This is a genomic window from Streptomyces monticola (assembly GCF_042665355.1).
Lineage (GTDB): Bacteria > Actinomycetota > Actinomycetes > Streptomycetales > Streptomycetaceae > Streptomyces > Streptomyces monticola.
Genome location: NZ_JBHTCF010000008.1, coordinates 39,589 through 50,870 on the forward strand (window position 1 = coordinate 39,589; position 11,282 = coordinate 50,870).

Below are 11,282 nucleotides of genomic sequence, written 5' to 3' on the forward strand. Positions count from 1 at the left end.
GCTACCTTTCCACCAAACATTTGTTAGGTAGGGAAGGTAGCAGCGAATGGGGACCGACGGGAGGGGAGCGGCAGGCATGAACGAGGACGCGGCGGTCGCGGCGGACGCAGCAGTCGCGGCGGGCACGGCGGGCGCAGGCGCGGAGCCGGCGGGGCGCGTCGTGGTGGTCACCGGGGGCACCCGCGGTGTCGGTGCCGGGATCGCACGGGCCTTTCTGCGGGCGGGCGCGCAGGTCGTCGTCTGTGCGCGCAGACCACCGGACGAGCCGGTCGAAGCGGCGGGCAGAAAGGCCGAGTTCCAGCCGGCGGACCTGCGGGACGCCACCGCCGTCGAGGAGCTCTTCGCCCAACTCGGCGCCCGGTACGGCCGCTTGGACGTGCTGGTCAACAACGCGGGCGGCACGCCCTACCGGCTGCTCGACGAGGACGGAGCCGAACGGCACGCACGCGTGCTGCAGTTGAACCTGGTGGCGCCGCTGACGGTGTCCCTCGCGGCGTATCCGCTCCTCAAGGAGAGCCACGGCTCGGTCGTCATGATCGGCAGTGTGAGCGGCGGGCGGCCCTCGCCCGGCACCGCCGCCTACGGTGCGGCGAAGGCGGGACTGGAGAATCTGGCCGCCTCCATGGCCGTCGAGTGGGCGCCCCAAGTGCGGGTCAACACCCTCGTGCTGGGCATGGTCCGCACCGAGCTGTCCCATCTGCACTACGGCGACGAGGACGGTATCGCGGCGGTCGGCCGCACGGTGCCGCTCGGCCGGCTCGCCGAACCGTCGGACGTGGGCGAGGCGGCCGTGTTCCTGGCGTCGGAGCGGGCCGCGTACATCACCGGGGCGAGCCTGCACCTGCACGGCGGCGGGGAGCGCCCCGCGTTTCTGGATGCGGCAACTGTCAACAAGGAGCGTTGAGATGACCGGAATCTGCAAGGGCCGTGTGGTAATCGTCACCGGCGCGGGCCGAGGCCTCGGCCGGGCGCACGCCCTGGCCTTCGCCGCCGAGGGCGCCAGGGTCGTCGTCAACGACCTCGGGGTCGGGCTGGACGGAGCCTCCGGCGGGGAGAGCCCCGCGGAGCAGGTGGCCGCCGAGATCCGCGCGTCGGGCGGCGAGGCCGTCGCGCACGGCGGGGACATCGCGACGTCCGAGGGCGCCGCGTCCCTCGTCCACGCCGCTCTGGAGACATACGGGCGGCTCGACACGCTCGTCAACAACGCCGGGTTCCTGCGCGACCGGATGCTCGTCAACCTCGACGAGGACGACTGGGACGCCGTCATGCGAGTCCACCTCAAGGGGCACTTCCTGCCGCTCAAGCACGCCGCCGCGCACTGGCGGGCCGAGGCCAAGGCCGGGCGCGCGGTGGCGGCGCGGGTGGTCAACACCAGTTCCGGGGCGGGCCTGTTGGGCTCGGTGGGACAGGGCAACTACAGCGCCGCCAAGGCCGGCATCCTCGGTCTGACCGCCGTCGCCGCCGCCGAGATGGGCCGCTACGGCGTCCAGGTCAACGCCATCGCCCCGGCCGCCCGCACCCGGATGACCGAGCGGACCTTCGCCGAGACGATGGCGGCGCCCGGCGCCGGTGCGTTCGACGCCATGGCACCCGAGAACGTCTCCCCGCTGGTGGTCTGGCTCGGCTCGGCCGCGAGCGAGGGGGTCACGGGGCGGGTCTTCGAGACGGAGGCGGGCCGCATCACGGTCATGGAGGGCTGGCGCCCGGGACCCACCGCGGACAAGGGCGCCCGCTGGGAGCCGGCGGAGGCAGGCGAGACGGTACGCAAGCTGCTGGCGGCGGCGGAGGAGCCGGGGGCGGTGTACGGGACGTAGCCGAGGGGTGGCTGATTCATCAGCTCTTCCGGCGGTTGAGGAGTGGCTGTCTGCTGGGCTTGCGGGACTTACAGGACTTGCAGGGCTTGCGGACGGGGTATGACTCGGCCCCTCCGGCGGTTGCGGAGAAGCCGTCCGCAGGGCTTACGGGAAGGGGCGGGGAGGGGAAAGTATGGGCCTGTGGACGCACCGTTCGTGGGGCGCGCGGAGGCACTGGGCGTATTGAGGGACGCCCTGGAGCGGGCCCGCGCGGGCACCCCGCAGCGGGTGCTCGTCGAAGGACCCGCAGGGATCGGCAAGTCCGTGTTCGTACGCCGGTGCCTCGCCGGAACGGGAACCGGGACCGGAGTCGGAACCGGGACCGGGACCGGGACCGGAACCGGAACCGGCCCGGGAGCCGTGCGGGTGCTGGCCGCCGAAGCCGAGGAGAGCGAGGCGCACCTCGCCTTCGGCGTCGTCGAGCAGCTCTGCGGCAGGGCCCCGGGCCGCTCCTGGCCCGACCCGCCCGCCGCCGGCACCGCGCTCCTCGAAGCGGTCGACGAGGCACAGCACTCCACCGACGGCCCGGTGGCACTGGTGGTCGACGACGCGCAGTGGGCCGACCGTCCCTCCCTGCAGGCGCTGGCCTTCGCGGTCCGCAGGTTCCGCGCCGACCGGGTCCTCGCCGTCGTCGTCGTACGCGACCCGGCCGATCCGCGGCTTCCCGACACGGTCCGCAGGCTGTTCGCCGCGGACCCGGCCGTACGTATCCCGCTCGCCGGGCTCGGCCCCGCCGAGCTGCGGGAGCTGGCCGGACTCTCGGGTGTCGGCGGGCTGACCGCGCGGGCCGCGGCCCGGCTGCACGAGCACACCCGCGGCAACCCGCTGCACGCGGAGGCCCTGTTCGCGCAGGAGGGCGGCGGGCTCGTCGAGGCCCTGGAGCGCACCGACGTCGCGCCGCCCGCGCCGAAGTCCTTCACCGCCCTGGTCCTGGCCAGGCTCGCCGCCTGCACCGAGGAGACCGAGGCCCTGGTGTCCGCGGCGAGCGTACTCGGCGGCCACTGCGCCCTGGCCGACGCGGCCGCCCTTGCGGATCTGGGCCACCCCCACGAGCAGCTCGGTGCCCTCGAACAGGCCGTCCACGCAAGGCTGTTGACGGAGAGCCCCGCCGACCCCGTCATCCGCTTCCCGCACCCGCTCGTGCACGCCGCCGTCTACCACCGGCTCGGCCCGCTCCGCCGCGCCGACCTGCACCGCGGCGCCGCCCGGCTCGCCCGCGACGAGGCACAGGCGCTGCGCCACCGCGCCCTGGCCGCGGCCGGTCCCGACCCGGATCTCGCCCGTGAACTGGCCGCCCTGGGAAGGAGGTTCGCCGCCGATGGCGCCTGGGCCGACGCCGCGGAACAGCTCACCGTGGCCGCCCGGCTCAGCGTGGAACGCGCCGCCTACGAGCAGTGCACCCTGGAGGCCGTCGAGTGCCGGGTACTCGCCGGTGACGTACCGGATCTCGCCGAAGTCGCCCGGGAGATCGAGGGGTTCACGCCCGGCGGCTGGCGGAGCTATCTCCTCGGCCGGCTCAGCCTGTTCGACCTGGACCGGGCAGAGGTGCTGCTCCGCGATGCCTGGCGGCGCTGCGACCCCGAGGCCGAACCGGTGCTCGGCGCCAGGATCGCAGGGCAGTTCGCGGCCCTGTACGGCAGCATGGCGTGCGGCGCCGAGATGGCCGAGTGGGCCCATCTCGCGCTGCGGCTCGCCCCCGACGACACGGCCACCGACATGATCCGCTATCTGGCGCTCACCGGCCGGGCGATGAGCGGCGCCGCCCCGGACGCGCTGCGTGGCCTCGGCCCGCTGCCCGACCCCGCCGTGGCCTCGCCCGCCCAGCTGGAGGAACTGCTCGGCCGCGGCACCCTGCGGGAGTTCGCGGACGATCTGTCCGGTGCCGTGCGGGACTTGAGCGGTGTCTTCGCGTACGGTCACGCCCGCGCCGCGTCCTTCCGTGTGGTCGCCGCGACGGCCCTCGCCTCGGCCGAGTACCGGGCGGGACGCTGGGACGACGCGACCGTGCACAGCGATCTGGCCATGTCCCTGGCCGCCGACACCGACCAGCCGCATGTCGCCCTGTACTGCCGTCTCCTGTCGTGCCTGGTGCACGCGGCGCGCGGGGCACAGACCAAGGCCCGTGCGCACGCACGCGTGGTGCGGGATTACGCCGCCTTCGGCCATCTCAACCCCACCGTGTGGGCCGCCGTCGCCGAGGCCCATGTGGCCCGCGCGGAAGGAGCTCACGAAGACGTGGTCCGCGCGCTCACGCCGCTCCTCGACGTCGAGCGGCGCGGTGACTTCGAAGAACCGGGCAACCTGCCGTGGCGCGACCTCCTCGCGGACGCCTGGAGCGCGCTCGGCGAAGACCGGCGCGCGGCGGAGGCCCTGGCCCCCTACGAGGTGCGGGCCGCGCAGCGCGGGCACCACGGGGCGCTGCTGCTCGCCGCCCGCAGCCGTGGCGTCCTGGAGGCCGCACGGGGCGAACGGACCGCCGCGGAACGCGCCTTCCGCGCCGCGCACCGGTACGCCGCGCACACCGAGGCGCCTTACGACCTGGCCCTCCTTCACCTCGCCCACGGCCGGTTCCTGCGCCGCACGGGAAGGCGCACCCACGCGGGCGAGCAGCTGCGCCGGGCCAGGGAGCTGCTCGTACGCCTGGACGCACGGCCCGATCTGGGGCGCTGCGAGCGGGAGTTGGCGGCCTGCGGCCTGGAGCCGGGGGAGCGCAGGGCACGCGGCGCGGCCCTGCTCACACCGCAGGAGCTGGCCGTGGCCCGGCAGGTGACGGCCGGGTGCACCAACCGGCAGGTGGCCAGGGAGCTGGTGATCAGCGTCAAGACCGTCGAGTACCACCTGGGGCGGATCTACGCGAAGCTCGGCGTGGACTCCCGTACCCGCCTCGCGGCGACGCTGGCGGCAGAGGACTAGGCCGGGGCCCGGCACCCGCGCCCCGGGCACCCGGCCCTCGGGATTCCCCGGGGATTTCCCCGGGGCGCTCCCCGGGGTGCGGCGGGGGGTGCGCTCCCTACTGTCTAGTTCACCTCGCGAACCGTCTGCGGGGACGCACCGCCTCTGGAGGACCAGGGGAATCAGGGGAATCAAACGGGGGAACAGCCCATGGCACCGAAGAAGGACGCGCTCGACGCCGTCGTCACCGAGATACCGCACGCCAAGGTCAAGGCCGTGACCGACCGCGTGGTCCGCGAATTCCAGCTGGCCGCCGACAAGGTGGTGGCCCATCGCGCGGAGCCCCATCGGAGTCCTCATCGGCATCGCGGTGGGCGTGGCCGTCAACTACATCTTCGACTTCCTCAAGGGCTGGTGGGGCGACGAGGTGTTCCGGCCGGTCACGGTCCGCACTTCCATCCCCTCCTTGACGGCGCGCTGGCACGGCGGCAGCCCGATCAGTTCGCAGCGCACCCTTGAGTACGCCGGATTCGGCGGCAAGTACCAGGTCGACTACGACTGGAGGATGTTCAACTGACAGCGACAGGGCGACCGTCCAGGGGGTGACGGGCCAACGGGGGCCGGAGGGCCGCCGTCCGCAGCGGGAGGCGGACGGCGGTCCTTCGGATGTACTCAGCCGCCGTACCGGGCGGCGAGGCGCCGCAGCGAAGCGTCACCCGTGGCCGCCGCGCCCTCCAGAGCCGTCGCGAACGCGTATCCGTCCCGGTCCGCCGTGCACACCAGACGGATCAGGGCCCGGCGGGCCCGCTCGTCCTCGCGGATCGCCAGGCCACGGGCCGCCTCCGCCGCCACGTTCTCGTCGCTGTCCGCCAGGCGCGCGGCCAGCGCTTCGCGTACGGGCGCCACATCGGTGTCGGCGTAGGCCAGGGCGGTCGTCGCCCACTCACGGACCTCCGCGTCACTGTCGCCGCACAGGCCGGTCAGCGCGTCGAGGGCCGCCGTGTCCGCGGCGCTCACCAGGCCGTGCAGCGCGAACCCCACCCGGCGCCGCACGGCCGCGTCCGGATGCCGTGCGAACGCCGCGATGGTGTCGACCGTCGACGGGTCCCGGTGGTGGGCGAGGGCGAGCAGCAGTGACCCGGCCAACTCCGCCTGACCCGGGCCCGGTTCGGCCTGCGCGGCCGCTGCGCACAGCGGCCGGATGAGCGCCAGGCTGCGCTGCCCGAAGCCGAGCCTGGCCAGGACGTCGACCGCGAAGATCCGGCGCCAGATGGCGGGGGAGCGGGTCAGGGCGGCCGCCGCCTGGTAGGTGGCCTCGTCGCCGCGGCGCGCCAGCTCGGACACCGACTCCGTCCAGTTCTCGTTCTCCGGGTCCTCGAACGGCAGCGCACGGTCCAGGAGTTCACCGAAGGGCGCGCGCACCCCGAGTTCCTGTTCGAGCAGCGTGGCGATGGCGCCGTGCCCCGTCTGCTGCTCCTTGCCGCTGAGCAGACCGTCCTCGCGGTACAGCTCGGCGACGAGCGTGATGCCCTCGCCCGCGCGCACCCGGCGTACCGCTGTCTCGCAGCCCGGGGCCGCCAGGTCCCGGCCGAGGTCGGCGGCGAGGTCACGGCCGAGCATCCGCCGCGCCTCGTCGAGCGCGGGCCGCAGCTGGGTCGCGCCGTGCCGCAGCAGGACCCGCACCGTGTCGAGGGAGCCGCGCTGTGCGGCGGCGACCAGCGGCGGGCGGTGCCCTTCGCGGACCAGGCCGGCGTCCGCGCCGGCTTCGAGCAGCGCCTCGGCGACCCGGGCGTGCCCCAGCTGCACGGCCCAGGTCAGCGCCCTGAAGCCGAACTCCTCGGTGCGGTCGGGCTGCGCGCCCGCGGCGAGCAGGGCCCGTACCACCTCGACATGGCCGCCGCAGGCCGCTCCGCACAGCGGCAGGTCCGTGCCGGAACTGAGGCGGTCGGGGTCGGCCCCCGCGGCGAGCAGCATGCGGACGATGCCGGACTCGTCCTGGACCGCGGCGAGGTACAGCGGGGTCTGGCCGTCGGGATCGGCGCCTTCGGGGTCCGCTCCGGCGCGCAGCAGCCGGGCGACGGCGTCATCGCCTTCGAACACGGCCGAGATGAGCGTGGCGGGCGCGCGGGAGTCGTTCGTCATGGTGTGACCCTCACCCGGCGAAGGGGGCGGATGCAAAGTGTTTTGTACGGAACTGAGTGCGATGTCACGAGGGGTGGGGTCTGCCGTAGCCACCCGGCACGCGCGCGTAGTGCATGACTGGGCTCGGCACGCGCGCGTAGTGCACGGCGTCCCGCACGCGCGCGTAGTGCATGTCGTCCATGTCTACGTATCGCACTCCAACACCGTCCCGCACAGCCCGCAACGGGCCCTGACCCGGCCGCGCACCGGCACTCTGATGCGTTGTTCGCAGGTGGGGCACGGGAAGGTGACGCGCAGCGGGGAGCCGTGCTCGAAGCGGTACGGGACGCCGGCCGGTGCGGCCGGCGAGGGGCGGCCGAGTGCCTGGCGGCGGTCCTTGGCGTAGCGGCGGCGGCCCGTCCAGCCCGCGGCCGTCAGCGGGGGCTGCCGGCTGTCGCGGCGGGCCTGCGCCAGGCCCTGGGTGTAGGCCGTGTACGCCTGCGGGCTGGTGAACCAGATCGCCGGGTCCTCCCCGAACACGAGCGCCCGCTTGGCCAGGACGTAGCCGAACTCCTCGGGGGTGAGATAGCCGAGCTTCTGCGAGGAGGCGTCGTCCTCGCGGTAGGCGTCGAGCAGCAGCCAGCCCGCGCCCAGGTAGGTGGTGGCGGTGTCGGTGAGGATTTCGTTGGCGCGGGTGCCGGGGAAACTCAGGCCGAGGCGGTGCAGATAGACATGCATGACCTCGTGGGCCAGGGCCGCGCCGATGTCCCTGCGGTGCCGGCGGAAGCGGTCGTTCAGCTCGATGAAGTACTCGGGACCCGCCGCGAGTTCGATATTCGCCGCGTGCTCCATATCGCGGAAACCGACGATCATCCGGGCGTCCGGCAGGCGCAGATGCTGCACCATCGCCCGCGCCACCCGCTGCACGCCGCCGTACAGGTCGTCCTGGTCGCAGAAGGCCACATCGGCGGGGGCCACGCTGGTGTCGAAGGTGCGGATGGTGTCGTAAGAGAGCCGTTTGTAAAGGGCGTTGATCGCCGAGCGCACCGTGTCCAGATGCGGGAAGCCGTGCTCGACCGGACTGTCCTTCGCCACGCCCGCACCCCCTGAGCCCGGCCGTACCGGCCGGATGTGGGTCAACAGAATTCCACTGTACGAGGGTTGGAGGTGACCGGTGCCGTGGGCACTGCTGTGGGCAGTGGCGTGGGCACTGACGGGAAACGTGCCCTTGCCTACCGACCGTTCGGCTCCCCATAATCCGACACACGCGCTTGGCATGCCCATGTCGTATCCCTTTCTCCGGGGTCCGCTGCGGGACCGTCGCGCGCGTGCAACCCCCCACGAAAGGAAGACCGTTGAAGAACCCCTTTGGTTCATTCAAAAAAGCAGCCGCTTTCGGCGCCATCACTCTCGCCGCCGTGAGCCTGCAGCCCGTCTCCGCCGCTTCCGCCTACTCCGACTCGGGCAGCCCGTCCACCCGCGTCGTCGGCGGCACCAAGGCCGAGCAGGGCGAATTCCCGTTCATGGTCCGGCTTTCCATGGGCTGCGGCGGCTCCCTGTACGCCAAGGACATCGTCCTGACCGCCGCCCACTGTGTGGACGGCTCGGGTGACAACACCTCCATCACCGCCACCGCGGGCGTCGTGGACCTGGAGAGCCCCGACGCGGTCAAGGTGAAGTCCACCAAGGTGCTGCAGGCCCCCGGCTACGACGGCAACGGCAAGGACTGGGCGCTGATCAAGCTGGAGAAGCCGATCGACCTGCCCACCCTCAAGACGGCCGACTCCGACGCCTTCAACAAGGACGAGTTCACCGTCGCCGGCTGGGGCGCCGACAAGGAGGGCGGCGAGCAGCAGCAGCATCTGCTCAAGGCCAACGTGCCGTTCGTCGACGACGCCACCTGCAAGAAGGCGTACTCGAACCTCATCGAGGGCGAGGAGCTCTGCGCCGGCATCCTCGACACCGGCGGCGTCGACACCTGCCAGGGCGACTCCGGCGGCCCCATGTTCCGCAAGGACGACTCCGACCAGTGGATCCAGGTCGGCATCGTCAGCTGGGGCGAGGGCTGCGCACGTCCGGGCAAGCCCGGTGTGTACACCGAGGTGTCCCACTTCGCGGCGGACATAGCCAAGGCGGCCTCGGAGCTCTGAGCCTGCGGACCTGAGCGTCTGAGGGGCTGAGTTCCGTCCATGCACATCGCGCCTCGTACTTCCGGCCCAACGCAAGCGGGCCGGAAGTACGAGGCCGCCGCATGTCCGCCCCCGTACCGTGGCCAGTGGCCTCGCAGGGCCGGATCAGAGCGGCTTCGGTCCTGCGGCCTCCTCCTTGGCCCGGCCCGGGGTCCGCGCCAGCGGTTGCGGGCCGCCCGGAGCCCCGGTCCCATGGGGAGGGACAACGGCGGGCGGGCGGCACAGGGCAGGCGGCACATGGCGATCACGGTGGTCATCGCGGACGACCAGGAGATGGTCCGCACCGGCTTCCGCATGATCCTGGAGAGCCAGTCCGACATCGAGGTGCTCGCCGATGTCGTCGACGGCGAGGCCGCACTCGACGCGGTCCGGCGCCTCGACCCCGACGTCCTGCTCCTCGACATCCGGATGCCGAGGCTCGACGGCCTCGAAGTCACCCGCCGCCTCGCCGCAGGCGGCACCCAGCGGCCCCGTATCGTCATCGTCACCACCTTCGACCTCGACGAATACGTCCACCAGGCCCTGCACGGCGGAGCCAGCGGCTTTCTGCTCAAGGACGCGAGCCCCGCCATGCTCGTGGAGGCCGTACGTGCCGCGGCCGTCGGGGACTCCCTGGTCTCACCGGCCATCACCGTGCGGCTGCTGCGCGACATGGCGCCCGCCGCGCGCCGGCCCGAGGTACGCCGTCCGGCGGAACCTCTCACCGAACGTGAACGTGAAGTCGTCCGCTGTCTGGCCCGCGGCCTCACCAACGCGGAGATCGCCTCGACGCTCTTCGTCTCCCTCTCCACGGTCAAGACCCATCTGGCCAATGTGCAGGCCAAGCTGGATGCCCGGAACCGGGTCGAGATCGCCGCCTGGGCGTGGGAGAGCGGGCTCGCCCCCGGCGAGGGGTGAGGCGACCGGTGCCTGAGGGTCTTTGTGCGGGTCACCCGGACGGGCTGAATCGTGCCGCCCCGCTCCTCAGCGGAGCCCGGCACCCCCTCAGCGGAGCCCGGCACCCATGAACCGGATCATCGCCTGGTTCGGACAGCATCGTGCGAGCCGGACCGCGGCCAAGCTGCTGTTCGCCGCCGCCCTGATCCTGCTCGTCGCCTTCGAGGGGGTCGCCCTCGCCCGCCGGCCCACCTCGCCGCACGCCCTCGTCGCGTTCTCCGGGGTCTTCGTCTGCCTGTGCGCCGTGCCCTGGAGCGGGGCGCCGCTGCTGGCACGTGCCTGGGCCGCGGCGGGGGTGTCCTGGGCGGTCAGCCTCTATCTGATCTTCAGTGAGCGGCCGCTGATCGTCTGGGGCATGGGCGAGGCCGTCGCGCTGCTCGTACTGCTCACCGGCGTCCTGCTGCGTGCTCCCGCGCGGTCCGCCGCGGTGCTCGGGCCGCTGCTCGGGCTCGCCTGCGTGGCGGCGCCGGTGCGGGACGCCGACCCTGGCCGCTTCACCATGCTGTTCTCCGTCCTCACCGCCGTGGTCACTGCCTTCTCGCTGCTGCTGCGCGCCCAGGCGGTGCAGCGGGTGCGCGATCTGCAGGCGGTACGCGCGGCCGAACGCATCGAACTCGCCAGGGAACTGCACGACTTGGTCGCCCACCACGTCACCGGCATCGTCGTACAGGCCCGCGCCGCCCGGTTCACCGCCGTCGAAGGGGAGCGGGCCGCCGCCACCTTCGAGCGGATCGAGCACGCCGGCGACGAGGCGCTCGGCGCGATGCGGCGCCTGGTGAAGGTGTTGCGCGAAGGCGCCGCGGAGACCGAGCCCGTCGCGGGCATTTCCCAGGTACGGGAGCTTGCCGAACGGTTCTCGCAGGCCGGACCGCCCGCGATCCTCTACGTCGAACCCGGCCTGGAGGACACCCTGCCCGGCGATCTCGCGGCCGTGGCCCACCGCGTCGTCCGCGAGGCCCTGACGAACACCCGTAAGCACGCCGCCGACGCCACCGCCGTCCGGATCGGTCTGCGCGCCCTGCCCGGCGCCCTCGAAGTCCGGGTCGCCGACGACGGCAGCAGGGCGGCCTCCCTCAGCGACACCTCCAGGGGCGGCGGATTCGGCCTCGCCGGGCTCACCGAGCGCGTCACGGCCCTCGGCGGCGAACTGACGGCGGGCCGGTCGGCGGAGGGCGGCTGGGAGGTGCGGGCGGTGCTGCCGTACGAGACGGGCCCTGACCGCTAAGTCCAAGACCTGCCCCTCCTTTGTCCATGGGCCGACCTGCTCCGCCTCGCGCATCGTGACGGCCAC

9 protein-coding genes are annotated in these 11,282 nt (G+C 73.1%); 7 read left to right on the top strand and 2 right to left on the bottom strand.

The window, feature by feature from the left end:
• Positions 1-76 precede the first annotated feature (76 nt).
• The 4 genes from ACFQVC_RS19815 (at position 77) to ACFQVC_RS19830 (ending at position 5,322) form a co-directional block, all read left to right on the top strand.
• Positions 77-904, top strand: a complete 828-nt coding sequence (locus ACFQVC_RS19815; RefSeq protein ID WP_381831823.1) for an SDR family oxidoreductase — start codon at positions 77-79, stop codon at positions 902-904.
• Between the two features lies 1 nt (position 905).
• On the top strand, positions 906-1,814 hold the full coding sequence (locus ACFQVC_RS19820; RefSeq protein ID WP_381831824.1) for an SDR family oxidoreductase: 909 nt from the start codon (positions 906-908) through the stop codon (positions 1,812-1,814).
• A gap of 180 nt (positions 1,815-1,994) precedes the next feature.
• Positions 1,995-4,766 (top strand): AAA family ATPase, encoded by a 2,772-nt coding sequence (locus ACFQVC_RS19825; RefSeq protein WP_381831825.1) that lies wholly within the window; start codon positions 1,995-1,997, stop codon positions 4,764-4,766.
• Between the two features lie 355 nt (positions 4,767-5,121).
• A complete protein-coding gene (locus tag ACFQVC_RS19830) occupies positions 5,122-5,322 on the top strand; it encodes a hypothetical protein (protein WP_381831826.1) in 201 nt (66 codons plus the stop codon).
• 95 nt (positions 5,323-5,417) lie between these two features.
• On the opposite strand, the gene ACFQVC_RS19835 is transcribed toward ACFQVC_RS19830, so the two are convergent.
• Together ACFQVC_RS19835 and ACFQVC_RS19840 are read right to left on the bottom strand one after the other, a co-directional pair.
• Positions 5,418-6,887, bottom strand: a complete 1,470-nt coding sequence (locus ACFQVC_RS19835) for an ankyrin repeat domain-containing protein (protein ID WP_381831827.1) — start codon at positions 6,885-6,887, stop codon at positions 5,418-5,420.
• 183 nt (positions 6,888-7,070) lie between these two features.
• On the bottom strand, positions 7,071-7,961 hold the full coding sequence (locus tag ACFQVC_RS19840; RefSeq protein WP_381831828.1) for a hypothetical protein: 891 nt from the start codon (positions 7,959-7,961) through the stop codon (positions 7,071-7,073).
• 323 nt (positions 7,962-8,284) lie between these two features.
• On the opposite strand from ACFQVC_RS19840, the gene ACFQVC_RS19845 reads away from it, so the two are divergent.
• From ACFQVC_RS19845 to ACFQVC_RS19855, 3 genes are all read left to right on the top strand, one after another.
• Positions 8,285-9,016: a serine protease gene (locus tag ACFQVC_RS19845; RefSeq protein WP_381831829.1), complete on the top strand. Its 732-nt coding sequence runs from the start codon at positions 8,285-8,287 to the stop codon at positions 9,014-9,016.
• Between the two features lie 276 nt (positions 9,017-9,292).
• Positions 9,293-9,952: a response regulator gene (locus ACFQVC_RS19850; protein ID WP_381832365.1), complete on the top strand. Its 660-nt coding sequence runs from the start codon at positions 9,293-9,295 to the stop codon at positions 9,950-9,952.
• A 106-nt stretch (positions 9,953-10,058) separates the two neighbouring features.
• Positions 10,059-11,216: a sensor histidine kinase gene (locus tag ACFQVC_RS19855; RefSeq protein ID WP_381831830.1), complete on the top strand. Its 1,158-nt coding sequence runs from the start codon at positions 10,059-10,061 to the stop codon at positions 11,214-11,216.
• Positions 11,217-11,282: the final 66 nt, after the last annotated feature.